This is a genomic window from Streptomyces sp. NPDC092952, from assembly GCF_044754785.1.
Taxonomy (GTDB): Bacteria; Actinomycetota; Actinomycetes; order Streptomycetales; family Streptomycetaceae; genus Streptomyces.
Map to the genome: position 1 here is coordinate 16,427 of NZ_JBIVPT010000019.1, position 24,977 is coordinate 41,403.

Genomic DNA, 24,977 nt, shown 5'->3' on the forward strand with positions numbered 1-24,977 from the left:
GATGGCCTGGGCATTCCCCGCAGGTACCAGAAAGGGGGCCGGCCGGTCCGGCGGCGCGCGGCGACATGCACGGGACGTCACCCCGCAGGCGGAGCAGGGCAGGGGGTGACCGGTTCCGCAGCAGAAGGATCCATACACGTGACTGACGGTGCATCGAAGGCCACCGGGCTCTCACTGGTGTGCTCATGCCTCCGGGTGCCGTGACGCCTACGTAGAGGAGCCCCGTACGCCGGTGCGCGGCTCGCTGAAGCCGGATGTCCTGCTCCTTCCCGGACCGCGGTGGCGGCGATGGCGATGCCGGCCACGGCGGTCGGCGGGCGGCTGGAGGTGCGGGGAGGTGGCGCGACGAGGGCGGACGCCGTGGCCGCGTCCGCTCCGAGGCGTGCGGATCATGACGGCAACCCCTTTTGTTCAATTTCCAGACACCCAAAAGACTCCTGAAACCAACCCTCGATTCTCATGGGCTCCTCATGCGCCGCTGGTTGCTTGTACGAGGCCGGTCGATCCGCAACGTACGAGCAAGGAGGCGCATGGTGTTCCTGTCGAAGGCAGCCGCGGCGCGCGAGGGCCGGGCGGGCAAGGCCCGGACGGCCGGGGACGAAACGGTCGGGGACGGAACGGAGGAGGATCCGCTGCACGTGGCCAGCCGGCTGCACGCGTTCAACCGGTTCGAGCTGAAGTACCTGGTTCCGGTGGAGCAGGCGGCCGAGATCCGCGACGAGCTGGGTGAGCGGATGGACCGGGATCTGCACAGCCCGGTCGGCGGCTACGGGGTGTGGAGCCTGTACTACGACACCCCTCAACTCCGCTTCTACTGGGAGAAGATCGAGGGCCTGAAGTTCCGTCGCAAGCTGCGCGTCCGCCACTACGGAGACCTCGACGGGGTCACCGACGACTCCCCGGTGTGCGTGGAGATCAAGCAGCGCGTCAACCGGGTCACGCAGAAGCGCCGCATCACCCTTCCCTACGGTGTGGCGCGGCAGTTGTGCGACGGCCGGGAGATGGTGGACCACTCGCCGAGGGAGAGCGCCTTCATCCAGGAGGTCCTCGACCTGGTCGTGCGGCTGAACCTCCAGCCCACCGCGATCACCGGCTACCAGCGCGAGGCCCTGGTCGGCCGTGACGCCGACACCGGCCTGCGGGTCACCTTCGACCGCCGCATCCGCGGACGCGACCGGGACTTCCACTTCGGCATCCCCGCACCGGAGAACCGGTTCACGATCCCGCCGCACATGTCGGTCATGGAGATCAAGGTCAATGAGCGCACCCCGCACTGGATCACCGATCTGGCCGCGCGGCGCAACCTCAACCTCGTCCGGATCTCGAAGTACGTGCAGTCCGTCGAGGCGTTCGGCCTGGCTCCGCGTTCGGTCTTCCATGTCAACGAGGCGGACTGCCCGCCGCCCATCCCCACCCCCACTCATGAGCAGCCGGTGCGGCACGACGCGCCGTCGAAAGTAGGAGCGCAGTGAACTTCGACCTCAACCTGCAGGAGCTGAGCGGCACGTTCAGCGTCGCCGACGTCGTGGCGGCGATGGCGCTGTCGTTCATCCTGTCCACGGTGATCGGCTACACGTACCGGTACACCCACCGCAACGTCTCCTACAGCCAGTCCTACGTGCAGACCCTGGTCATCGTCGGCATGATCGTCGCCCTGATCATGCTGGTCGTCGGTTCCAACCTGGCCCGCGCGTTCTCGCTGGTCGGCGCCTTGTCCGTGGTCCGCTTCCGCAACGCGGTCAAGGAGACCAGGGACGTCGGCTTCATCTTCCTGGCCATGGCGATCGGCATGGCCTGCGGCGCCCGCTTCTACACCCTGGCCGCCGTCGGCGCCGTCGTCATCTGCGCCGTCGTCCTGGTGATGTTCAAGTTCAACTGGTTCGCCCTCAATGTGCAGCGCCAGGTCGTCAAGGTCCAGGTCCCGGCCGGTGAGGACTACACGCCGCAGATCCGCGACGTCCTCATCAAGTACACCAGCGAGTTCGAGCTCGTCAGCACGGAGACGATCCGCGGCGGCGCGCTGACCGAGGTCTTCTACACGGTGCGGCTGAAGAAGGGCGCCGAGCCCGGCGGCCTGGTCGGCGCGCTCCAGGAGCGGACCTCCGGCCAGCGGGTCACCGTTCTGACCGGCTACGACACCACGGACCTGTGATGAACGGCCCGACGACCCCGCGGCAGCGGGGACGGCGGCTGAAGGACCGGCTGCCCGTCCGGCTGCGCCACCACTGGAAGCCGGGGGCGGCACTGGGTATCGGGCTCGCCGCCATGGTCTTCTTCCTCGGTGACGCGCGGATCTCCCCGTACGTGACGTCCGCCTCGCGCGTCGAGGGGGACCCCATCACCGAGGACGTCCGCGGGACGGTCGGCCTGTACGACACCTCCGTTCCGCACTCGATCCAGCTCACCTACAAGCAGACCGACTTCGACAAGATGATGAAGGAGTTCAAGGAGGACGGCACCAAGGACTACGTCGAGGCCGACCTCGTCATCGACGGAGTCCACCTCGACGATGTCGGGATCCGCCTCAAGGGCAACTCCACACTGTTGTCCCTGCGGGGCAAACGGGGCATACCCGGTGGCGGCCGGCAGATGCCCGGTGCCCCGCAGGGCGCCCCGGCCGGCGCCGACGGCGCGACCGGGGGCCAGGACCGCCGCCAGGGCCGTCAGCCCGGCGGCGGTCCCGGCGAAGCCGGTGGTACGGGCGGCGCCGGCGGTACTGCCGGTGGCACTGGTGGTACGGCCGGTACTGGTGACACCGGCGGTGGTGGCGGTCCGGGCGGCGGCTTCGGCGGGATGGTCCAGTACAACCTGTCCGCGAACAAGCCCGAGGAACTGCCCTGGCTCGTCAAGATCGACGAGTACGTCAAGGGCCGCGCCTACCAGGGCGAGCGGGAGATCTCGCTCCGCCCCGGCAGCAACGCGCAGGTCCCCCTCAACGAGGCCCTGTCCCTCTCGCTGACCGGCAAGAGCGGACAGAAGGCCGAGCGGTACGCCTTCACCGAGCTGGAGGTGAACAACCGGCCCGCCACCACCCGCCTCATGGTCGAAGCGCCCGACACCGACTACGCCGACGACATCGCCGACGGCAACGGTGTGCTGTACAAGGCCAAGGCGAGCGGCAGCTTCGAATACCGCGGGGACGACCCCAGTGAGTACGAGAACTCCTTCAAGCAGCTCAACAAGAAGGGCAGCCAGGACCTCGAACCGGTCATGAAGCTCATCAAGTGGGCGAGCAAGGCGTCGGACGAGGAGTTCGCCCGCGACCTCCACAAGTACGTGGACGTCGACTCGCTGGCCCGCTACGTCGCCTCGCAGAACCTGCTGCTGAACTTCGACGACATCGCCGGACCCGGCAAGAACTACCTGCTCTGGTACGACCTGGACACCAAGAAGTTCTCCGTGCTCGGCTGGGACTACAACCTCACCTTCAGCGGAGACGCGACCGCCGGACCTGACGACTCCACCGGCATGGGCGGCGGCATGCCCGGCGTCCGTCCGGGAGGGGCCGGGGCCGGAGGGGCCGGGGGCGGCGGCACGACGGGCGGGAACACGGGCGGGGGCACGCCCCCGAACGGAATGCCGGAAGGAATGCCCGAGGGCATGCCGGAAGGCCTCCCCGAAGGAATGCCGGAAGGCTTCCCCGGCGGTGCCGGCGGCGACCGCGAGGGCGGCCCCGGCGGGGGCAGGGGCGGCATGTCCCACGTCCTGAAGACCAAATTCCTGGCCCTGGACGCCTTCGACTCCGTCTACAAGAAGGCGTACCGCGAGCTGTACCAGAAGTTCTACGCCTCGGGCACGGCGGCGGAAAGCGTCAAGGCGATCGCCGAGCAGGCCCGTTCGGTGGGCGCCGGCTCCAAGGAACTGGACACCGCCGTGACCAAGCTCGCCAAGACCGTCACCGACCGTACCGCGGCCCTGGCCAAGGACAAGGAAGTGACCGGCTGAGAACGGCTCCGGCGCCCCGGACGGACGTTCCCGGCAGGGACGCCCCGGGGCGCCGGCCCCCCCTTTGGCCATGCCATGGACAGGAGCGGCACAGGATGCGCGCCTACGATCGCGCCGCACGTACCGGAGCCGCCCGCCGCGGCTCTCCCGCCCGTACCGCCGAGGTGCCGAGAACATGAACGCCCCGCTGAACCTCCCGGCCGCGCCCGCCGGCGCCCGGCACACCGTCCTGGTCGTGGAGGACGACGCCAGCATCCGCACCCTGCTGTCCTCGGCGCTGACCGCGGCCGGGTACGCCGTCAGGAGCGCGGGCACCGGGCAGGAGGCCATGTTCGAGGCGGGCAGCAGCCGCCCCGACCTGATCGTCCTGGACGTCATGCTCCCCGACACCGACGGCTTCCGGGTCATCCGCGATCTGCGGGCCCAGGGCGTCTACACGCCCGTGCTGTTCCTCACCGCCCGGGCCGGCGTCGAGGACCGCATCATCGGCCTGAGCTCCGGCGGCGACGACTACGTCACCAAACCCTTCCACGTCCAGGAGATCCTGCTGCGCATCCGCGCCATCCTGCGCCGCAGCAACACCCCGCCCGCCGAGACCGGCGGCCGGCCGGCCCTGCGGTACGCCGACCTCACCCTGGACGAGAACAGCCACGAGGTGTTCCGCGCGGGCAGGCCGCTGAAGCTGTCCCCGACCGAGTTCCGGCTCCTGGCCTGCTTCCTCGCCCAGCCCGAGCGCGTGGTGGAGAAGGCAGAGATCCTCCAGCAGGTCTGGCAGTACGGCTTCTCCGGCGACACCCGGATCGTGGACACGTACGTCAAGAACCTCCGCCGCAAGCTCGACCAGGACGCACCCCCGTTGATCCACACCGTGCGCGGGGTCGGGTACTGCCTGCGGCTGCCGCGCGACGAGACGCCTACGGCCGGCCGGTGAGGAGACTCCGCCGGCTGCGCCCGCGCTCCCTGCGCGGCCGCCTCGTCCTGATCGCCGCGCTCCTCGCCACCGGCGCCGTCCTGCTGTCCCAGCTCGCCGCCCTCACCGTGCTGCGCGGCTGGCTCACCGACCAGGTGGACGACCGGCTCGCCCACTTCCGTCCGCCCGGCCGGGTCTACGAGGACGTCATCACGGGCAACGATGCGCTGCGGCCCCCGAGGCCGGACGACACCCTGCCCTCGGACTACCGCGTCTACTTCTACGACCGGGACGGAAACCTGCTGCCCACCTTCCTGGGAAGCGGGCGGAGCCCCGGGCCCCGGCTCCCGGTCCGGGCGGCCGACCTGGACCTGGCCGGCGGGCGGCCGAGTACCCTCCCGGCCGGGGGCGAGGCATCGGGTTCCGGCTGGCGCGTGGTGTCCTACGAGGGGCCCGACCGCATGCGCGCCGTCGTCGCCCTCCCTCTGGACACCGTGGACGGCGCCACCACCAAACTCCTCTGGCTCAGCCTCGCCCTCGGGGCCGCCGTCGCCGCGGGGGTCGTCGCCCTCGGGAACGGCGCCGTCCGCCTCGGACTGCGCCCGCTGACCCGGGTCGAGCACACCGCCCAGCACATCACCGACGGCGCCCTGGAGCTCAACGTGCCCGTCGCGGACCCGGACACCGAGGTCGGCCGACTCGCCCTGGCCCTCAACACCATGCTCGACCGCCTGCGCACCGCCCTGCACCGCACGGAGACCTCCGAAGCGCGCATGCGCCACTTCATGGCCGACGCCGGACATGAACTGCGTACCCCGCTCACCGCCGTCCAGGGCTTCGCCGAGCTCCTGCTCGACGAGCCGGACATGGCCGCCGCGCGGCGCCACGAGGCGCACGCCCTGATCGCCCACAACGCCGACCGCATGAGCCGCCTCGTCGACGACCTGTTCCTCCTCGCCAAGCTCGGCGAGGAGCCCGTCACCCACCGCGAACCCGTCGACCTGCTCTCCCTCGCGGCCGACGCCATCGCCACCACCGCGATCCGCCACCCCCGCCGCACCATCACCCTGGAACCGCTTCCGGCGGATCCCGGGTCTCCCATACCCGCCGGGGCGGGGGAGTCCCGGTACACCGGGACCGGAGGAGAACTCGACATCGTCGAGACGCCCGGAGACCCCCACCAGCTCGCCCAGGTCCTGGGCAACCTGCTGTCCAACGCCGCCACGCACACGCCTCCCGAGACCGTCGTCCACGTCAGGGTCGGTCTCACCCGAGCCCCGGTCGACGGGAATCCCGGCAGCGGCCGGCCGCTGCCGCCCGGCACTCCGGTCTGCGTGGTCGAGGTCGCCGATGACGGACCCGGCATCGAACCCGACGAGGCCCACCGCGTCTTCGACCGCTTCTACCGCGCCACCCCCCACGACCGCTCGACCGCGCCGGGATTCGGCGCCACCCGCGAACCGGGATCCGGCCTCGGCCTCGCCATCGCCGCCGCCATCGCCGCCGCGCACGGGGGGCGCCTCGAACTGGACAACCGCCCCGGTCAGGGCTGCGCCTTCCGCCTGATCCTGCCCGACTCGACGACCGCGCCGAAGAACGACACCGACAAGGCTCACCACGATCCGCGTCACCCCTGACCCCCGCCGTGGCCCGCATCGACAAGAAGCACTTCACCCCACTTGGGAGTGGGCGCCCTGATCGCGTCGGGCGCCGACTGGGCCCGGCGCACCTCAGGGGACTGGACCGGCAGCGCCCCGCCGAGCCGTCACTGAGCGTCGTCCGACCGCAGACCGTCGCGGGCGCCCGTACGACCATCCCGCTCCCAGCGGCGTCCTCCCAAGGGCTGGGCTGGGGCGTGGAACTCGGCGTCGTCGTCGCACGGCGCGCCCGTCGCGTTCCCGCCGCCGACCCTCCGCCGCGTGGCCGGGTACGTTGTCGCCACTTACGACCTCACGCTAATCAAGCACGAGGTCGTAAGCTACGGATGGTAGAGGGCCTCTGACGCTATGTCATGTGATGGATGGCGGGAGATGCCCACATGGCCCGCGTACCGAGTTCCACCGGACTCGGGCAAGGCCGAGAGCCGTGAGACTCCTTGCCGTTGGAGTCACCAGCCGGCGTGCCCGTCGCCGTGGTGACCGGTGCCGCCTGCGCCGCCCTCGGACCAATCGCCGGAGTCCAAGCCGTGGCCAAGACCGTGGCCGCCGGTGGTGAAGTCGGCGTAGAGGTCACTGAGCTCGCCGAGGAGTTGGCGGGTGAGGACGTCGGCGCCGGTGGCCAGTGCCGCAGCGAGTTCCTCGTCGGCGACCGGGACCGCTCCAGCGGTTGAGGGGGTGAGACGGTGCGTTGCGGCGAGGGCGGCCATACGGCGGCGGTCGGTGATGCCTCGCACTCCAGGGTAGGCGGCAGGGGCGAGGCCTGCGGCCTGGGCAAGCACGGCGAGGGTGAGGTCGCGGTCAGCGGTGGGCCTTGCGGAGCCGGAGCGGACCACGCTGTCGAGGCGGGTCAGTAGTGCCTGGCGGCGCGGCATGTCCACGGAAAGAATGTCGTTGCGGGTACGGCCACTGGAATCGCGCCATCGACGGACACGGACCGCCTTCTGGTCCTCCAGTCGGGAGAGGTACTCGACGGTCAGGGAGCGCGGTGTCCGGCGCAGCCAGTCCTTGAGGTCGGGCGGGGGAGTAGCTGCGCCGAGACCTTGCAGGACATTGCTCAGGCGACGGTCTTCGACAGGCCGGGTGTCCAATACCTCGATCCGTCGGCGCCCGACGGCGATCCGTCCTGCCAGGCCCAGATCCGCCAACTCCGAGGTCCGCAGGGCGTACCGAAGCCGATTGTCGCTTCGTATGCGTATGCGCTGCCTGCCTGGGGCTATCGCGAGCAGGAGTAGTTCATCCCCCGTAGTCATGCCTGCCAGGGTAGGCACGACGGTCCGCGGAAGGGAGAACTCCGCAGGATGCCCAGCGTGCCGCCTGGAACGGAGTGTCTTCCCCCGGGAGGCCAAGCCCGGACACACAGGCATTTCTGTCAGGACGGGGGCGGGCCCTCACGGCCTGCGGACATGGCGGAACTATTCCTGGCGTCGAATTGCCGTCTGCCGCACAGCGTCTGGCGCACTGGCGGCGTTGCCGAAACTCCCTGGCACGCCATTGCGAGACCATTCCAGCGCCTTGTGGTCACACGCAGCGGCGCCGCCCTCCGGGCGACGACGGCCGTGCACCCTCCGGGTCTTCCGGCCGAGTATGTCGGCGGAGCCGGGTGGATGATCATCAGGCCATGAACACGGACTACTGGACAGTGCTCGCGGACTCCGAGCGGGCGATGCCGACCCGGGCGGCCGGAGGGCTCGATGCCCCGGCGGGCGATCCGAGACGCGATCTGCCGACGACGGAGCCAACCTCGTAGGGGGTTGAAGCCGTAGCACTTGTTCGTATGCAGCCCGGCCGACCGGCGTCGCCTCGGCCTGCTCCGGATCGCGCAGCGGCCGAAGCCCGCCCCTGCCTCGCGCCGCCCCAGGGAGGACGGCTGGTGTCGCGCCAAAGGATTCATGCCCATGCCGACGGTGTGCCAGAAAAGTCAGCATTGGGTCAGCATGAGGCGGGCTGGACGCTGTGGAAGATGGTCGGGCTCGGTGATGCGTCCGGCTGAGGAGATGGGGGCCAGCGGCCGGCCTGGCTGGCAGGCGGTCGGGTTGGAAGTGCCGGGGCGGGGGTGCGGTGAGGTTCCGGCTGTCGCACTCCCCGCCCATTGAATGTGCAGGTCAGCGCAGGCCGCGCGGCCTCAGGCGGGTGTTGGGGAGTTCGGGTGCGGGGAGGCGGTCGCCCGGGTAGCCGTGGACCTCGCCGAAGCGGTCGGAGGCGTTCTCCCAGTCCTGGCGGGCCCGGGCGATGTCCTCGTGGGACCGGCCGATGAAGTTCCACCACATGACGATCTCCTCTTCGAACGGAGGGCCTCCGAGCAGCAGCAGCCGGGCCGGCTCTTCGGAGGTGTTGGTGAGCTCCAGCCTGTCGCGGCCCGGGCCGGCGTAGCCCAGCTCCGCCCGGGCCACGGCGGTGCCGGCCAGGCGGACGGAGCCCTGGTCGACGAGGACGCCGTGCTCGAACGCGGGGTCCACGGCGAGGGTGAGGCTCGCGTGCGGGTCGAGGACGATCTCGGCGCCGAGCAGGGGGGTGAAGGTGCGTACCGGGGAGGTGTCGCCGCACAGGCTCCCGAGGAAGACCCGGACCAGGGCCCCGTCCGCCCGGACCGGCTTGGGGGCGTAGTGCTGGAAGTCGCGTTCCGCGTGCCGGTGCTCCTCGGGGAGCGCCACCCAGAGCTGGACCCCGTGCAGGACGGTGGTGCGCGGGGTCGAGACCTCCGTATGGCTGATGCCGTGGCCGCCGGTCATCAGGTTGAGCTCGCCGGGGCGGACGAAGGCGTGGCTGCCCATGCTGTCGCGGTGCTCGATCTCCCCGGTGAAGAGCCACGACACGGTCTGCAGCCCGGTGTGCGGGTGGGGTGCGACGTCCATGCCGCCGGTCGCGGCGACGTCGTCGGGGCCGTAGTGGTCGGCGAAGCACCAGGCGCCGATCAGGGAGCGGGACCGCTGGGGCAGGGTGCGCCGTACGGTCATCGCCCGGGGGCCGCCCAGCGGGACGTCGCGGGCCGACAGCACCTCGACGCGGGGTTCCTCGCTCACCGAGGCCGCACAGCGCACCTCGGCCGGTTCCGTCTCAGCGTTGCTCATCGTGGACCGCCCTCGGCTCCATTGTTGTTGGATATTCAACTATCATGGTGGATCATAGAGCACCATGGTCCGGGGCGCACCGCAAGCGTGCCCGGCCGCCCCGGTCAGAAGGAGACCCGAGTGAGCGCCACCACACCCGCGGACGGTCGACGGGTCTACGTCGACAAGCAGACCCCCAAGGCGTACCAGGCCCTGGTCCAGACCTCCGAGGCGGTCCGCGCGAGCGCCGCCGAAGCGGGGCTGGACCGGGTCCTGGTGGAGCTGGTCAACCTCCGGGTCTCCCAGCTCAACGGCTGCGCCTACTGCCTGGACGTCCACACCAGGGCGGCGCTCCGCGCGGGCGAGACCACCCAGCGCCTCGGGGTGCTGGCGGCGTGGCGGGACACCGAGGTGTTCACGGCGCGGGAGCGCGCGGCCCTCGCCCTCGCGGAGGCCACCACCCACCCCGCGGACGCGTCCGCGCAGGAGACCGCCTACGCGGCGGCCCGCGAGGAGTTCGACGACACCGAGCTCTCCGCGATCGTCTGGGTGGCGATCACGATCAACGCCTTCAACCGGGTCTCCATCCTCAGCAAGCACCCGGTGCGCAGGGCGCCCGCGATCCCGGCACCGGGCCGCTGAGCCGCCGCCCCGGGCGGGGCCGGGCACCTTGAAGACAGGGCCTACGAACCCCCGCCCGGCCGCGCCCGCTCCAGCCAGGGGCCGAACTCGCTGTCCCGGACCAGCCGCCCGAGCTTGCGGTACTCCTGGAGCACCGCCGTGACGATCTGCTCCATGCCGAGCGGCTCCCCCGACTCCGCCGCCAGATAGGCGGCGGTCACCGCACAGGCCCGGATCGACCCGCCCGCCAGCTGGAAACGCTCCGCGCAGAACTCCAGGTCGAGCCCGGCCCCGCGCGGCAGGGCCGGTCCGAGACAGCGGTCCCACAGGGCGAGCCGCTGCGCCGCGTCCGGCATCGGGAACTCCGCGATCACATCGAGGCGACGGGTGAACGCCTCGTCGAGATTGCCCCGCAGATTGGTGGTGAGCACCGCGATCCCGTCGAAGGACTCCATCCGCTGCAGCAGATAGGCGGACTCCACATTGGCATGCCGGTCGTGCGCGTCCTTCACCTGCGAACGCTTCCCGAAAATGGCGTCCGCCTCGTCGAACAGCAGGATGCCGTTGACGTCCGACGCCTCGACGAAGATCCGTTCGAGGTTCTTCTCGGTCTCGCCGATGTACTTGTCGACCACCGTGGACAGGTCGATCACATAGAGCTCCATCCCGAGCTCCGACGCCAGCACCTCGGCGGACATCGTCTTGCCGGTGCCGGACTCGCCCGCGAACAACGCGATGATCCCGCGCCCCCGGCCGCCGCCCGGCCGCATCCGCCACTCCCCGAGGACCTGCTCCCGGTGGCGGGCGCGCAGCGCCAGCTCGGACAGTTCGCGCCGGGCCGTGTCGGGCAGGACGAGATCGTCCCAGCCGACCGCCGGTTCGATCCGGCGGGCGAGCCGTTCGAGCCCCGCCCCGTTCTGGGCCCGCACCGCGGCCCGCAGGTCCCGCACGTCCACCGCGCGTTCCTCCACCGCCGCCAGCCGGGCGGCGACCGAGGCGGCCCTGCGTACCTGCGCGGCATCGAGCCGGTACGAGGAGGCAGCTCCGACCAGCCCTTCGACGTCCGGTCCGCCCCCGGCGGGAAGCCCGGTCGCCGCACCCGCCCCGGCCAGCGCCCGGCGCCACCGGCGTGCCGACTCCTCGGGACCGGGGGGCGGGACGGGAACGACGACGGGGCTCTCCTCCGCCCACAGCGGATCCCAGTGCTTCTTCCCGTACGCGGCCAGCGGGACGCCGTCGAGCGCCGCGCACAGGCTCCCGAGCAGCCGGGCGCGCCCGGGCTGCTCCGGGGCCAGCGCCTCCAGCGGCCCGAGGACGACCCCGCCGCGGTTCAGCCGGGCCTCGGCCGCCAAGGTCCGCACGGCCTCCGCCGGTTCGGGCAGGGCGGTGAGGGCGGCGATGTCGACGACCAGCGGGCGGCGCCCCTCGGCGATCAGCGCCCCGACGGCCACCCCGCCCGGGTCCCCGCCCTGGTCCAGCAGATGCACCAGGCCGCCGCCGGTGCCCAGGCCCGCCGCGACCCGCCGGACCAGCGGACCGTTGTCCGCCCCCGCGCCGGGACCGGCCGCCCGGACCAGCCCGCGCAGCCTCCCGTCGACCACGTCGTCGCCGAGCAGATGGGCGGTGATCCGGTCCGGCACCCGCAGCACCCGGGAGAGCAGCGGCCGCTCCGGCTCCACCACCTCCACCAGCCCGCCCGCCACCAGCGGGGCGGACGGCGCGAACCGGAACCGGCCGCCGCCCGCGGCGGGCAGCCCGCACAGTTCGAGCGCCAGGCCGATGGTGGGCCGACGCCGGGTCAGGTCGTCGTTGAGATAGCCGTACAGCCGCTCGAACCGGCCGTCCACGTCCGGGGCCATCGCGACCAGCAGCAGATCGACGTCGAGCGGAAGCAGCCCGAAGGACTCGGCCAGCCGGCCGAGCCGGCCGTCGGACGGGATCCGCGGACCGGGCCCGCCGCCGTACGGGGGTACCGGGGAGAACGCGTCACGGGACTCGACGATCCGCGCCGCCGCCTCCGGGGTGAGGTACTGCCCCCGGAACGGGTCGTCCGGCTGCGGGTCGGCCGCCCGCCGCACCGCCACGGCCTCCCTGACCCGCTGCTCGACATGGACCAGCTGCTCCCAGAGGTCCGCGACGGCCGCCGCCGGGGCGCCGGCCGCCTCACGGAGGTCCTCCTCCGTGCTCCGTGCCGCGGTCATCGGGCGGCGCCCCCTCGTCGGCGCCGGCCCGGCGGCAGTCGCCGCTCGCGCTCCGCGGCGAAACCGCGCTCGCCGGGGTCGGAGACGCCGTCGTAGCGCAGCCGGCGCCCCGGGCCCACCTCCTCGCCGTCCCGGGCCGCGGCGGTCCGTACCACCAGCCCCTCGGTGACCGGCGGCCCGGCCTGGGTCCGCTCCCCGGCCAGCGGCGCCCACACCCGCAGGTCGATCGCGGCCTTGAGCTCACCGCCGAGCGCGGACCACACGTCCGAGGCGGACGGCCCGTCGAACCCGGGGCCCGCCGCCTCGATCTCCACCGCCAGGCCCAGCTCGGCCAGGCTCCCCGTCCGCATCCGGTCGGGCAGTACGTCGGACCGCACGAGACAGCGCAACACCTCGGAGAGCAGGCGGTGTTCGTCCTGGGGGTGGTTGGTCCAGGCGGTCACCAGATAGGTCAGCTCGAACCAGCGCGGCGGGGTCCGCCAGCCGACGACCATGCCCTCGTCGTCGTGCTCCTCGGCGGTTCCGGTGCGGCGCCGGGTCGCGTCCTCCCGGATCCGGTGCAGGAAGACACTGATCGTGGGCGCGTTGCGCCGGGCCGACCACTCCTTCGTCGGCGCGTCGAAGACCAGGTCGACACCGCTCTCCTGGAGGCCGGACTCGATCAGCAGCAGCCGCAGCCCCTCGTCCACTTCGTGGATCATCGACGCCCCACCTCGTCCGGCGGGACGATGGTCCCCGCGACCACCAGGAAGTCCACGGGAGCCGCCTTGAACCCCGGTCCGGTCGCGGTGATCGTGCGCGGTCCCGTCTCGTCCTTCGCCAGGATCAGCAGCTGTGCGATGAACGTGCCGTCGCGGCGCGGAAGAGTCGGCACCGCGGCGGCCGTGATCCCGGGTTTCCACGTCAGCTTCACCGGCGCGCCGGGCGGGAAGTCCTTGCCCCGTACGGAGGTGACGAATCCCGGCTTGCCGACCTCGGGCACCGTGATGATCCGGGGCTGGAGGATGCGGAGCCTCTGCCGGGACACGTTGTCGCTCCTGTCCGCGTCGGTGCCGGTGGTGGTCAGTGTCCCGGTGATCGTCGCGGTCAGCGCCCGGTCGGGCTTGAGCACGACCCGGACGACCGTGGAGGCGCCCGGTGACAGATCGGGCAGCGCACACGTGCCCCGCGCGCAGCCCGCCGGAAGCGGGCCCGCCGGGATGCTGCCGGGCAGCCCGAGCTTCAGCCGCAACCCGGTGGCCAGGGCGTTTCGCCCGTTGCGCACGGTGTACGTCACCACGACCCGGCCGCCCACGTATCCGGGGTTCGGCTGGGCCTTCACGGTGACGCCCGGTCCGGCCTTCGGCGCGGGCGGCTCGGGGGCCGGGGGCTTGGGCTTCGAGGGGGTCGGGGAGGGCGTGGGCGCGGGGGCCTCCGTGACCGGGACGGTCGTCCCGGTGGCGTTGTCCGTGGGGTTCGGGTCCACCACGGAACCGGCGACCGACCAGCCGATCCGCTGGTCTCCCGCCGTCACCCCGGTCAGCCGGGCGGTGACCGTCACGCTCTGACCGGGCCGCAGCGCCCCCAGTTCGCACTGGGGCGATCCGGCGGCACAGGAACCGACCGGGGTGGTGAGCTCCTCCAGGCGCACCCCGGGCGGGGCGTCGAGGGTGAGTACCGTGCCGGGCGAGACGGCGGGGCCCCGGTTGGTGACGGTGACCGTCGCCTCACCGGTGGAGCCGGTCTCGATCGAGGGGACGGTGGGCGGCGCGGTCAGGGACAGGTCGACGGACTTCTGGAAGGCGGGCTCCTTCTGCCGTCCGTCGAGCGCCCCGCCGAGCGGCGTGAGGGCGCCCGAGGACAGGTCCAGGATGGAGAGCTGTTCCGGGGAGTTGGCATCGGCCTCGCGGCGCGAACTCAGCACGACGCGTCCGCCGTCCGGCGACCAGGCCACGTCACGGGGCTGGAACGGGCCGTACGACGGGGGCTCCGGAATGTCCTGGTGGCAGGCGTCGGGGTCGTTCCGCCGGGTGTCGGGGAGCACGACCCGGCAGGTGTCGCCGGTCAGCGACGTGATGATGACGCCGGTGCGACCGCTGTCCTGCTCGTTGCCGCCGTCCTTGCGGTTGAAGGCGATGCTGGTCCCGTCCGGGGAGAAGGCGGGGCTGTCGTCGAGCTTCTTGCACTCGCCGGGACAGATCTTGGCGCTCAGGTCGCTCTGCTGGCCGAGCGCGTTCACCGGCGCGGTCCAGATGTGCTTGATGCCGCCCAGTCCCCGGATCTCGTGATTGCGGGTGAAGGCGAGCGTCCTGCCGTCCGGCGACCAGGCCGGCTGGGCGTCCTGCCCCGTCAACTCACCGGCCGGCGGCACGACCTTGCCGATGATCGCGCCCGTCGCGACATCCGCGATCAGGACGCTGCTCGGTCCGGCGTTCGCGCCGGTCCCGCCGGGCGAGATCCTCGCGAACGCGAGCTTGGTGCCGTCCGGGGAGAACGCGGGGTCGGTGTCCCAGTCACCCGGCGCGCGCCCGGCGAGCGGCATCGGGGCGCCGTTGGCGCCGTCGGCGTCCACCAGGAAGATCTGCTCGCTGCGGGCCCCCTTGGCGCCCTCGAAGCGGGTCACGACGATGCGGCGGCCGTCCGGGGTGTAGCTCTGCCGCTCGCTCCACGGGTCGAAGCCCGCCTTCGGGTTGAACAGGAGCTTCGCGTCGCCGACGGCATCGGGGTCCTCGTGCAGGATCGGGACTCCGAGGTCCCGGGGGTCCGAGCCGTCCTGCCGGACGTCCTGGAGCGTCGCGACGACCGAATTGTCGTCGTTGTCGTTGCCCGGCCTGCGGGACGTCTGCCGGGAGACGATGGCGGTCCCGCCGTCCAACGGGCCTGTCCAGGTGGGTGAGTCGACCTTGCGGTTCTCGTCCAGCTCGGTCCTCGGCACGGCCCCTTCGAAGGCGGTTCCCCGGTAGACACGTTCGTACTGGCACGTGCAGTCACGGCCGAGATAGAGCAGACCCGATCCGTCCGACAGCCAGGCGGCCGAGCGGGTGCGCCAGGTCGCCAGTCCGCCGCCCAGCAGCGCACGGTCGGTGCCGGGACGCCCCTCGGTCACCCACAGCCTCGGGTCGTCCTCCTTGGGGGAGGGGTTGAGGGTGTACGCGATCTGGTCGCGGTGGGCGTCGTCGTCCACCGGGTTCCACGCCGGTTCGGTCGCGCTGCCGGTCGCATTGCTGACGACCTTCGCCGGTCCGCCGGACACGGCCTGTTCGTAGATGATCCCGGCGCCGCCGGTGCCGGAGTCGCAGGAGAACGCGACGCGGGTGCCGTCGGGGGAGAAGGTCGGGGAGGTCTCGTTGTTCGGGGTGTCGGTCAGCCGCCGCAGTCCCTTGCCGTCGACGCCGACGATCCACAGGTCGCGCTGGACCTTTCCGTCCGCGCCCCGTTCCTCGGAGTCGAACACCACGGTCCGTCCGTCGGGGGAGAGTTCGGGGTGTGCCGCGTCGCGGTCGCCGGTGAGCCTGCTCACCGCTCCGTCCGCCTCGCGTACGTACACCTGGGGCCGCACACTGTCGCGCAGGCTGGTGAAGACCATCCGGTCGCCGCGTACGAACGGGTCCTTGTCGTAGTGGGTCGGCCCGTCCCCGAACAGCGGGTCGGAGTTGTTCTGGCCGGTGACCCGGCCGATGCTGCGGTGCTCGGTCCCGGCGTAGGTGATGCGTCCGGCGTCGACCGGATTCTCGTCCGCCGCGGCGGCCAGCCGCGGTGCACCCTGCGGGGCGGACGTGGAGCCCGCCACCACCAGCAGTGGGGCCAACAGCATCACAGCGCCCGCCAGTCGGCCCAGCCTGGTATGTCTCGCAGGGCCAGCAGTGCCGGTCACGGCCCACCTCACAGTCTCTCGATGACTCTCCAAGCACAGCATCGTGGCTGCGCCGGGCGGGGGACAGGTCCCAAGTACCCGGACCGGGGGAAGCGACGGTTGCCCTTTGCGGCGCCCCGCGGCCCGTCCGGCCCGGGACCGTACGGACCGGTGGGGCGCGCGCGGACCGGCGGGCCTCCGCGCGGAGGCCCGCCGGCAGGCTCAGATCAGCCCGTGGCGCATGGTGTAGCCGACGGCGTGGGCCCGGTTGCGGAGTTCGAGCCGGGTCACCACCTCGTGCAGCACGTTCTTGACGGTGCGTTCGGAGTACGAGGTCTTCTGCGCGATCTCGGCGGTGCCGTAGCCCTCCGAGACCAGCCTGATCATCTCGGCCTCCCGCGTCGTGAGGGTGGACAGGGAGAGCCCGCGGGGGTCGAGGACGGTGCGCTGGAGGCTGCTGACGTGGTCGAGGAGCTTTCCGAGCAGGTCGCCCGGGAGCACCCCCTCGCCGTTCGCCATCGCCGTCACCAGGTGCACCAGACTGTTCTGATCGGCCTCCGCCCGCCGCAGCACGGCGGCCACACCGCACTCGATCATGGTCTGGAGGGCGCCCGACTCGAAGAACCCGACGACGAGTCCGGTGCGGGTCACGGTGTTGCGCTGGAGGCGCTGGAGCAGCTGGATGGTGCGTTCGTCCACCATGTCCACCACCACCAGGGAGACCTGGGCACGGTCCGCCTCGGCCTCGTCCACCAGTTCTATCTCCGGACGGGGGCGGATCTGGTGGACCACACCGGTCCGCAGTATCAGATCCTCCGCGTACACGGCCACGGAGACCCGGTCCCCGGGAGTGGTCCGGGTGCCGGTCGCGGCGCGTTCCGCCGCGGTGGGCCTGCGGTAACGGCCGCGGTCCGCCGCCCCGTTCATCGTCTCTGCTGTGATCGTCATGTCGTTTGCGTGCCTGTCTTCCTCGGATGTTCCGTTCGGTACCCCTGTCGCCGCGCTCGGCCGCACCGGGTCCGGCATGGCGAACGGGCCCGCGGGAGGGCCTGCGGGACACCGGTCCGGTGGGCCCCCGGGGCACCACCCCTGCCCGATCGTTGCCCTCGCGTCTCTGCTGCTGAGCCCCGGTCGCGGCCTAACGTCGCATCGTGACCACATCTGCCGAACTCGAAACAACCACGCTGACGGTGTCGCCCGGCGCCGAAGCGACGACCACACTGACCGTGCGCAACGACGGGGACATCGTCGAGGCGTACACGCTCGAAGTGGTCGGTGACTGCGCCGCGTGGAGCACCGTCGAGCCGGCGAGGGTCTCCCTCTACCCCGGTACGTCCGAAGTGGTGACCGTACGGCTGGCGCCGCCCCGGTCCCACGAGGTCCGCGCCGGTGAAATCCCCCTGGGCGTACGGGTACTGCCCGCGGAACGCCCCGAGTCGGTGGCCGTTCCCGAGGCCACGGTGGTCGTCGAGCCCTTCCACGAGCTGCGGGCGGACCTGGATCCGCGCAGGCGCTCCGGCTGGCTCGGTGCCCGGTTCCGGACCGCGGTGCAGAACCGGGGGAACACCGCGGTCGACGTGGCACTGACCGGGAGGCAGGAGGGGGAGGAGCTGAAACTCGCCTTCACCCCGGCCGAACGGCGCCTGGAACCGGGCGAGTCCGCCGAGGTCGGGCTGAGGGTCAGGACCCGGAAGCTGATCTGGTTCGGCAAGCCCGTCGCCTGGCCGTTCGAGATCGAGGCCGCCGAGGCCGTCCAGGACGGTGCCGCCGAGGCGGAGCCCGGCCGGAGCGAGAAGGTGCCCGGGGAGTTCTCCCAGATCCCGGTACTGCCCCGGTGGTTGCTGATCGTGCTGGCCGCGCTGCTGGCGCTGTTGCTGGCCTGGTTCGCGCTGGTCCGTCCCGCGATCAAGAGCAGCGCGGAACAGGCGGTCGCGAAGGCCGCGCAGGAGAAGACGCCGCCCGGAGGGAAGCAGGACTCCGCGGCAGGCGGCACGGGCGACCAGGGGAACGGTCAGAACAAGGGGGACGGCAAGGGCCAGGGCAACTCGTCCGGCGGGTCCGGAGGTTCGGGCGGCTCGGGTTCGGGCGGCGGGAGCGGCAACCCCGAGCAGATCTCGGCGACGATCGACGTGCAGACCAAGGCCGGGGGCGAGAACAAGGGGACGTACCCGGTCGCCCCGGGCAAGGTCTTCGGGGTCACCGACATCGTCGTGGCCAACTTCCAGGGCGACGAAGGGGTGCTGACGATCTACTTCGGCGACCGGAAGATCACCACCATCGCGCTGGAGACCTTCCGCAACCAGGACTACCACTGGGTCACCCCCATCGAGATCCAGGAGAACGAGAAGGTCACCGCGTCCGTGACCTGTGCCAAGCCGGGCACGCCCGCGACCGGAACCCAGGCTTCCGGGTGCCACCAGGTGCTGAATGTCAGCGGTGAGCTGAAGGACGTCGCCCGGTAGGAACGGAACGTCGGCCCCCCGGCTTTCCCGCAGGGTGATGAGAACAGCAGAAAACCCCGTCGAGTGAAACCCGGCTGGTCGGGCGCGTGGCAGTTTCTTTCGCCCGGTCAGATGGGAGGTCTGGACCTCTCGGTTGCTTTCCGGTGCCCGGATGGCGTGGGACTTTCGGTCCCCGACCCTTCCGGTAGTGCCGGGAAGGCCGGGTGGGACCGCCGCCTGCCTGCCGAAGCCGTGGTTTCCGAATGGTCGGTCGGGGGTTTCGGCGTGTTCTGAAATTTGGCTGGTTTACGTCTGTCCGGCCGTGAATCCGAGGCGCTGCGCGAGCCGGTGAGGGGCCCCGGGAATCCTTGGTGCGGGCTGTGTGCGGCGTGAATCGCGCTAGCAGACCGTTCGGCAATTCCGTGGGTTAACACGCCGGTGACGACGGTGAAAGTCCTGCTGAAATGAGTTGTACATCTTGCCGTCATAAAGACGGCCCGTGAAATGTGGCGCACGCCACGAACGGTCCGCGAGGGGAAACGATTCCCGCCGCGCGGGTGCCCGGGAAGGCAGCGTTCTTGCCCCGTGCCCAGGACCTTGGGACCTACTGTCCGCCATGGCCGCCGGGGAAGACTCGGCGACGAACGAACGACCACGCGAAGGAGCGAGCATGCCGTCGTACCTCACCCCCGGTGTTTACGTGGAGGAGGTGCAGTCCGGAGCGCGGCCCATCGAGGGAGTCGGCACCGCGGTCGCAGCCTTCGTCGGTTTCGCGGAGTCCGGCCCCTTCCACCAGCCGACGCTGGTGACCAACTGGGACCAGTACGTCCAGACCTTCGGCACCTTCACCCCCGACACGTATCTGACGCCCGCGGTCTACGGCTACTTCGCCAACGGCGGTGGCGCGGCCTACATCGTGCGCATCGGCGGCCCGGCGGAGGGTGCCGAGGGTGCGGAGCGGGGCCGGGCGGCGGAGACGGCTCCGGCCGCCGTCCTCGGCGGCTTCCAGGTCTCCGCCCGGCCCGGCACGAGCGGGGAACTCTCCGTGGAGGTGGCCGACGCCGAGGGCGAGAACCCCCCGGAGGACCGGTTCCGGCTCCTGGTCAGGCAGGCCGGCAAGGTCGTGGAGACCTTCGAGGCCTCCAGCCGCAAGAACGTCAAGGGCTACTTGGTCACCCAGGCCCGCCAGTCCAAGCTCATCCAGGTCACCGAGCAGCCCGGCGCCACCCCGGCCCGCCCGGAGAACCAGACCCTCGCCCTCGCCCCGGCCGCCGCGCCGGGCGCGGGGGTCGCCCGGCTCGACCCGGCCGAGTACGTCGGCGACGCCACCGCCCGCACCGGGTTCGCCGGCCTCGAAGCGATCGACGAGATCACCATGGTCGCCGTCCCGGACCTGATGAGCGCCTACCAGCGCGGCGACATCGACGCCGACGGCGTCAAGGCCGTGCAGCTGGCGGTGATCTCGCACTGCGAGCAGATGGGCGACCGGGTCGCGGTGCTGGACACCCCGCCCGGCATGAACGCCCAGCGCGTCCGCACCTGGCGCAACGACGACGCCGGGTACGACTCGCGCTACGCGACCGTGTACTACCCGTGGGTCAAGGTCTTCGACCCGGCGACCGGCCAGAACACCCTGGTCCCGCCGAGCGGCCACGTCGCCGGTGTCTGGGCGCGCAGCGACGGCGAGCGCGGCGTGCACAAGGCCCCCGCCAACGAGGTCATCCGCGGTGCGCTGGACCTGGAGGTCCGCCTCAGCAAGGGCGAGCAGGACCTGCTCAACCCGATCGGCGTCAACTGCGTACGCGCCTTCCCCGGACGCGGCATCCGGATCTGGGGCGCGCGCACCCTCTCCTCCGACCCGGCCTGGCGCTACCTCAACGTGCGCCGCCTCTTCAACTACCTGGAGGAGTCGATCCTCCTGGGCACCCAGTGGGTGGTGTTCGAGCCGAACGACGACCGCCTCTGGTCGAGCATCCGGCGCAATGTCACGGCGTTCCTCACGGAGGAGTGGCGCCGGGGCGCTCTCTTCGGCCGCACGGCCGAGGAGGCGTTCTACGTCAAGTGCGACCGTGACAACAACCCGCAGGAGTCGATCGACCTCGGTCAGGTCGTCTGTGAGATCGGCGTCGCCCCGGTGAAGCCCGCGGAGTTCGTGGTCTTCCGCCTCGCGCAGTTCTCCGACAGCACGAGCCTCGTCAACGAGTGACCCGGCAGGGTCCGCAAGAACGGAACAGGTGACACAGAGTCATGGCAGAGGGCGATGCTCTTTCCACTCACGTCTTCGGCGTGCAGCTCGGCGGCTATCTCGTCGAGTCGATCCAGGAGATCAGCGGCCTGACGGTCGAGGAGGAAGTCGTCGAGGTCCGTCAGGTGACCTCCGACGGCAAGCAGATCATCCGCAAGCAGCCCGGCGCGCGCCAGGCGGGCGAGGTGACCATCACCCGCGGGCTCGACAAGAGCAGCGAGTTCACCAAGTGGATCAAGGAAACGCTCAACAACGGGGCGGTCGACACCGCGCGCCAGAACCTCACCATCGAGATCAAGGACTCGAAGGGTGACACGGTCCGGCGCATCCAGCTGATGCAGGGCTGGGCCAGCAAGTGGGAGGGGCCCTCGCTGAAGGCCGGCGAGTCCAGCCCCGCCACCGAGTCGGTGACCATCACCTTCGAGGAGATCGTGGTCGAATGAGGCGCCGGACCGTTACGTCGGGCGGGCTCGAAGAAGTCCTCGACAGCCTCGCCTCGGCCACGTCCGCCGCACGGGAGGAGGCGCAGGTCCAGACACCCGCGCCTCCCGCCGCCCGGAACCAGCCGGACCTGCGTACGGAGTTCGAGTTCGAGCTCCCGCGCGGATACGTCGACGACGACGGCCAGGTCCACCGGACCGGCTCCATGCGGCTGGCGACGGCCCGCGACGAACTGCGCCCGCAGATCGATCTGCGGGTGAAGGAGAACCCGGCGTACCTGAGCGTGGTGCTGCTGAGCCAGGTGATCACCCGGCTCGGCACCATCACCGATGTGCACGCCGGGGTCGTCGAGCGGATGTACGCCACGGACGTGGCGTTCCTCCAGGACTTCTACCGCCGGATCAACAGCGAGGGCCACACCCACGCGGCGGTGACCTGTCCGCTCTGCCAGGGGGCGTTCGAGGTGGACCTCTCGGGTGGGCGCCTGGGGGAATCGTGACGTACGCCCTTCCCCGCCTGCGGGAGGAGATCGCGTACATCGCCTACCACTTCCACTGGCAGCGAGAGGACATTCTCGACCTCACCCACGGTGAGCGTCAGGAATGGGTGCGGGAGATAGCGCGGATCAACACCCGCGTCAACGAAGGCGGGTGATCGTGTGGGGTTCGGAAGCTGGTTCCGCAGGGCGGACCGGGAACGGTCCGGGGCGCCGGACCGGGACGGGGCCGACACCGGTCGCGCCCCGGAACCGGCACGGGCGCCGGAGCCGGAGCCGGATTCCGGCCGGGGCGACGGCGGGGCCGCGCGGACGGCCGGTGACTGGGACGGCGGCTGGCGGCGGGTCACGCCTCCGGCGGTGACCGTCGCCCGGTCGTCGATCGGGGTCAGCGACGGACTCCGGTTCCGGGACGGCCTCGCCTCCTGGCAGGACCTCTCCTTCGGGAGCGAACTCGGCCACGCCGTGCTGCCGTCCGCGCCGGTGGGGCTCATCCACGGCGTCGCCCGCCCCGGCGCCGCCCGCTCGGATTCCCCGGGCGGACCGCTGTTGCTGCGTGCCGCCCGTACCGCGCCCGAGGAGGAGCCGGCGAGCGGTCCGGGCCGACCGGCGCCCGCGACGGCGGGTGACAGGACCGGCAGGGGCGGGGCACCCGGGAAGCCCGCCCCTGCCACCGTCCAGCGGGCCACCCGGACGCAGGACCGGCGTTCCGCCTCCACGCCCGCCCCGGGGAGGGGTACGGGCACGACCGCGGAGCCGGTCGCCGCATCCACCCCGCAGCACCAGCACCCGGCGGAACCCGCACCGGTGGCGCCCGCCCGGACCCGGACCGACCGGCCCGCGGCGGTACGCCCGCAACGGACCGCGCCGCCCCTGATCGTCGCCCGGCGCCCCGTGATGCCGCTGCGGCGGATCGCCGGGATACGGCCGGCCGGCGAGCCGGCCACCGCTCCCGCACCGGCCGCTCCGGCACCGTCCGCGTCCTCGTCCGGGTCCGCCTCGGCACCGGCCGTGCAGCGGGCGGAGACGTCGCGGCCGAACCCGACCGTGCGTTCCGAGAGCCCCCGGACTGCCCCGACCGCCCCGCCGGAGGCGGCACCGGCGGGTGACCGCGCCACGGACCGCCCCGCGGAGACGGTGCGTCCCGCCCTGGGCCGCCCCCTGCGCGAGCTGCCCATGGGCGCGATCCCCGCCGGGCGGGACACACGGAGCACCCCCGCGCCGTCCGCCCCGGAGGGGGCGGGTCCGGGGCTGCCCGTGGTCCAGCGGCAGACGCCGGACGCCACCGCTCCGGCGGCCCCGGCCACACCGGCGTCGACGCCGGACCGGGCATCGGCCCCGAAGCCCACACCGTCCCCCTCGGCCTCCCTCCCCGTACAGCCGTCGCGGTCCGAGCCGGGGCGGCCCGGCAGGTCCGGCGCGCGGGCCCGTGGCGGGATCGGCACCCCTCTTCCCTCGCTTCCGCCCACGGCCCGGACCGGCAACGACGCACCGCTGCTCGGCGACCGGAGCCGGCCCCGGGCCGGGGCCACGCCCCCGCCGCCGGGCTCCGGGACGCCGCGCCCCTCCGCCACCCCGGCCGGTCCCGCGCCGCAGCAGCCCGCCGCGCCCGCCGACCTGCCCGTGCGCTCGTCCGCCGCACCCGCGAGCCCCGGCGCCCCGGGCCCCGCGCCGGTCCAGCGGGCAGCGAGCGACACTGTTGCGAACACCACGCCGGTGAACACTGCTTCCACGAATGCCACTTCGGGACGCGCGCCTTCCACGGGGCCCGCGTCCGCGAAGACCGCCGCCCCCGGGCCTTCCGCTCCCGTGCGACCGGTACGCATCCGGCGGGTCGCCCCGGACCGGGCACCCGGACAGGGGACCGGACCGGTGCTCCGCCCGATGCCGCTGTCGCCCTCCGTCCAGCGGGCGCGGCCCCTGCTGACGAACCGTGCCCTGAAGGTGAACACCGGCTCGGGCGAAGGCTTCTCCGGCCCGGCGCCACACGCCTCGGCCAGGCCGGTCGTACCGGCCACCTGGCGCCGCGATACACCGCAGCCCGTGGCCGTCCCACCCGCACGGGACGGATCCCCGGACCCCGGCCCCGGAAACGCCGGTCCCGGGAACCCGGGTACCGGAAACCCCGGCCCGGGAATTCAGCGGACCACACGGGGCGCTGCTCCCCGACCGACCCTCCGCTCCCCGGGCGCCACCGCCCCGGCCGAGGTCGCCCAGCCGCACCGGCCCCGGACGACCGGCGGCCCCGCGTCCCCGGCCCCCGGCGAAACCGTCGTCCGTACATCCGCACCCGCGTCCGGACGTACGTCAGCGTCCCCGTCCCCGTCCGGTTCCGCACCCGCCGCCGGATCCGTGCCGGGGCCGGCTGCGCGGACCGGCCGGGTGGAGCGCGGGGCGGGTGGCGGCTCCCTGCTGCGGCTCGTGCAGCGCTCGGTACGTGGGGGCGGGGCGAGGACCGGGCCCGGGCCCGACGACCGGCCGCAGGCGGGCCCCGCCGCGCACCGTCCTGAGCGGCCGTCCCCGGCCCTGCCCGCGGTGACGCGGCCGGCTCCCGGGGCGGCGGCCGCCTCCGCACCCCGGCCGCCCGTTCCGGTGGTGCGTCCGCATCCGCCCGCCCGGAGCGGCCCGGGAACGGCCGTCACCCCCGTACAGCGCGCGCCGCTGCCGGTGGTGCCGGAGTCCGCCACCGCCCTGCCCGTCGGACCGCAGGCCGGGCCCGGCTCCCCGCAGCCGGGGCCGCCGGCCCTCTCGGTGCGCGTCCCCCGCCGCGCACCGGCCACCGCGACTCCCGTCGACGTCCCCGCCCCGCCACCGCGCCCCGGCACCTCCGCCCACACCGCCGAGGCGATCCAGCGTGCGGTGGCCGGCGCCGGGATCACCGGTGTTCCGGTGCGGGCCGTCCAGCCGAAGCCGAAGCCCGCCGCACCGGGGCACACCAGCCCGGCGGCCCCCGCCGGGACGCCCGCCACGGACGCCCGGGCCGAGAACCGGATCACCGGCGCGGACATCGAGGAACTGGCCCGACGGCTGATCGACCCGGTGAGCCGACTGATCCGCGCGGACCTGCGCCGAGGGCGGGAACGTACCGGGCGGCTGTACGACGGCCGTCGCTGACCGGCCACGAACAGCCGGACACAGCT

The 24,977-nt window shown here is 72.4% G+C and carries 19 protein-coding genes; 13 read left to right on the forward strand and 6 right to left on the reverse strand.

Going from position 1 to position 24,977, the window contains the following annotated elements; all coding sequences use genetic code 11:
- The first annotated feature begins 530 nt into the window (after nucleotides 1-530).
- From ACIQGQ_RS30925 to ACIQGQ_RS30950, 6 genes are all read left to right on the forward strand, one after another.
- Nucleotides 531-1,472, forward strand: a complete 942-nt coding sequence (locus tag ACIQGQ_RS30925) for a polyphosphate polymerase domain-containing protein (protein ID WP_402401956.1) — start codon at nucleotides 531-533, stop codon at nucleotides 1,470-1,472.
- Nucleotides 1,469-2,152: a DUF4956 domain-containing protein gene (locus ACIQGQ_RS30930; protein ID WP_402401959.1), complete on the forward strand. Its 684-nt coding sequence runs from the start codon at nucleotides 1,469-1,471 to the stop codon at nucleotides 2,150-2,152. The genes ACIQGQ_RS30925 and ACIQGQ_RS30930 overlap by 4 nt, the downstream gene beginning before the upstream one ends.
- On the forward strand, nucleotides 2,152-3,945 hold the full coding sequence (locus tag ACIQGQ_RS30935; RefSeq protein ID WP_402401962.1) for a CotH kinase family protein: 1,794 nt from the start codon (nucleotides 2,152-2,154) through the stop codon (nucleotides 3,943-3,945). Before ACIQGQ_RS30930 ends, ACIQGQ_RS30935 begins: the two co-directional genes overlap by 1 nt.
- 175 nt (nucleotides 3,946-4,120) lie before the next feature.
- Entirely contained in the window at nucleotides 4,121-4,876 is a 756-nt protein-coding gene (locus tag ACIQGQ_RS30940; protein WP_402401965.1) for a response regulator transcription factor, read from the forward strand.
- Entirely contained in the window at nucleotides 4,873-6,492 is a 1,620-nt protein-coding gene (locus tag ACIQGQ_RS30945) for an ATP-binding protein (protein WP_402401968.1), read from the forward strand. Before ACIQGQ_RS30940 ends, ACIQGQ_RS30945 begins: the two co-directional genes overlap by 4 nt.
- Before the next feature lie 8 nt (nucleotides 6,493-6,500).
- A complete protein-coding gene (locus tag ACIQGQ_RS30950) occupies nucleotides 6,501-6,857 on the forward strand; it encodes a fumarylacetoacetate hydrolase family protein (RefSeq protein ID WP_402401971.1) in 357 nt (118 codons plus the stop codon).
- Nucleotides 6,858-6,962: 105 nt separating this feature from the next.
- Here the strand turns inward: ACIQGQ_RS30950 and ACIQGQ_RS30955 are convergent, their stop codons facing one another.
- On the reverse strand, nucleotides 6,963-7,877 hold the full coding sequence (locus ACIQGQ_RS30955) for a GPP34 family phosphoprotein (RefSeq protein ID WP_402401974.1): 915 nt from the start codon (nucleotides 7,875-7,877) through the stop codon (nucleotides 6,963-6,965).
- Nucleotides 7,878-8,615: 738 nt separating this feature from the next.
- Nucleotides 8,616-9,581, reverse strand: coding sequence for a pirin family protein (locus tag ACIQGQ_RS30960; RefSeq protein WP_402401977.1), 966 nt, complete (start codon nucleotides 9,579-9,581; stop codon nucleotides 8,616-8,618).
- Between the two features lie 120 nt (nucleotides 9,582-9,701).
- On the opposite strand from ACIQGQ_RS30960, the gene ACIQGQ_RS30965 reads away from it, so the two are divergent.
- Nucleotides 9,702-10,202, forward strand: a complete 501-nt coding sequence (locus tag ACIQGQ_RS30965; RefSeq protein ID WP_366298522.1) for a carboxymuconolactone decarboxylase family protein — start codon at nucleotides 9,702-9,704, stop codon at nucleotides 10,200-10,202.
- 41 nt (nucleotides 10,203-10,243) lie between these two features.
- Here ACIQGQ_RS30965 and ACIQGQ_RS30970 read toward each other — a convergent pair whose 3' ends face one another.
- The 4 genes from ACIQGQ_RS30970 to ACIQGQ_RS30985 all read right to left on the reverse strand — a co-directional run bounded on the left by ACIQGQ_RS30970 (nucleotide 10,244) and on the right by ACIQGQ_RS30985 (nucleotide 17,162).
- A complete protein-coding gene (locus ACIQGQ_RS30970) occupies nucleotides 10,244-12,382 on the reverse strand; it encodes an ATP-binding protein (protein ID WP_402401980.1) in 2,139 nt (712 codons plus the stop codon).
- Nucleotides 12,379-13,083, reverse strand: a complete 705-nt coding sequence (locus ACIQGQ_RS30975) for a DUF4255 domain-containing protein (RefSeq protein WP_402401983.1) — start codon at nucleotides 13,081-13,083, stop codon at nucleotides 12,379-12,381. The genes ACIQGQ_RS30970 and ACIQGQ_RS30975 overlap by 4 nt, the downstream gene beginning before the upstream one ends.
- Complete coding sequence (locus ACIQGQ_RS30980; RefSeq protein WP_402401985.1) at nucleotides 13,080-16,175, reverse strand: hypothetical protein; 3,096 nt, start codon at nucleotides 16,173-16,175, stop codon at nucleotides 13,080-13,082. Before ACIQGQ_RS30980 ends, ACIQGQ_RS30975 begins: the two co-directional genes overlap by 4 nt.
- A 261-nt stretch (nucleotides 16,176-16,436) precedes the next feature.
- Nucleotides 16,437-17,162, reverse strand: coding sequence for a LuxR C-terminal-related transcriptional regulator (locus ACIQGQ_RS30985; protein WP_402401988.1), 726 nt, complete (start codon nucleotides 17,160-17,162; stop codon nucleotides 16,437-16,439).
- Between the two features lie 203 nt (nucleotides 17,163-17,365).
- Between ACIQGQ_RS30985 and ACIQGQ_RS30990 the strand changes: the two genes are divergently transcribed.
- The 6 genes from ACIQGQ_RS30990 to ACIQGQ_RS31015 all read left to right on the forward strand — a co-directional run bounded on the left by ACIQGQ_RS30990 (nucleotide 17,366) and on the right by ACIQGQ_RS31015 (nucleotide 24,951).
- On the forward strand, nucleotides 17,366-18,676 hold the full coding sequence (locus ACIQGQ_RS30990; RefSeq protein WP_402401991.1) for a hydrolytic protein: 1,311 nt from the start codon (nucleotides 17,366-17,368) through the stop codon (nucleotides 18,674-18,676).
- A 649-nt stretch (nucleotides 18,677-19,325) separates the two neighbouring features.
- A complete protein-coding gene (locus ACIQGQ_RS30995) occupies nucleotides 19,326-20,861 on the forward strand; it encodes a phage tail sheath family protein (RefSeq protein ID WP_402401994.1) in 1,536 nt (511 codons plus the stop codon).
- Nucleotides 20,862-20,902: 41 nt separating this feature from the next.
- On the forward strand, nucleotides 20,903-21,343 hold the full coding sequence (locus ACIQGQ_RS31000; protein WP_352276775.1) for a phage tail protein: 441 nt from the start codon (nucleotides 20,903-20,905) through the stop codon (nucleotides 21,341-21,343).
- Nucleotides 21,340-21,840: a hypothetical protein gene (locus ACIQGQ_RS31005; protein WP_402401996.1), complete on the forward strand. Its 501-nt coding sequence runs from the start codon at nucleotides 21,340-21,342 to the stop codon at nucleotides 21,838-21,840. Before ACIQGQ_RS31000 ends, ACIQGQ_RS31005 begins: the two co-directional genes overlap by 4 nt.
- Nucleotides 21,837-21,995 carry a DUF6760 family protein gene (locus ACIQGQ_RS31010; RefSeq protein WP_352276778.1) on the forward strand — a complete coding sequence of 53 codons (159 nt, stop codon included), beginning with the start codon at nucleotides 21,837-21,839 and terminating at the stop codon, nucleotides 21,993-21,995. The genes ACIQGQ_RS31005 and ACIQGQ_RS31010 overlap by 4 nt, the downstream gene beginning before the upstream one ends.
- Before the next feature lie 4 nt (nucleotides 21,996-21,999).
- A complete protein-coding gene (locus ACIQGQ_RS31015) occupies nucleotides 22,000-24,951 on the forward strand; it encodes a hypothetical protein (RefSeq protein ID WP_402401999.1) in 2,952 nt (983 codons plus the stop codon).
- Nucleotides 24,952-24,977: the final 26 nt, after the last annotated feature.